This window comes from Sutterella massiliensis (assembly GCF_016899755.1).
Taxonomy (GTDB): domain Bacteria; phylum Pseudomonadota; class Gammaproteobacteria; order Burkholderiales; family Burkholderiaceae_F; genus Sutterella; species Sutterella massiliensis.
Map to the genome: position 1 here is coordinate 1 of NZ_JACJJC010000478.1, position 254 is coordinate 254.

Genomic DNA, 254 nt, shown 5'->3' on the forward strand with positions numbered 1-254 from the left:
ATATACGGATGGATGGCACGGCTTTACATGTGCCAGCGCGCTCATTGGCTGCATTATCGGCAGTGCTGTTTCTGGTTATATGGCTTCGAATTGGGGCCGGAAAAAATCGTTGATATTTGCCGGTATCATGTTTTTTATTTCTGCATTGGGCTCGATGGTACCTGAATTCTTGTTTTTCGAGCATGGGGTGCCGACTTATCCGTTGCTTATCGCTTTTAATATTTATCGTGTCATAGGAGGAGTAGGGGTAGGGC

At 46.1% G+C, this 254-nt stretch carries 1 protein-coding gene; it reads left to right on the forward strand.

Features of this window, described 5'->3' with window-relative positions:
• On the forward strand, nt 1-254 hold a 254-nt coding region (locus H6A60_RS14635; RefSeq protein ID WP_205105351.1), incomplete at both ends, for an MFS transporter.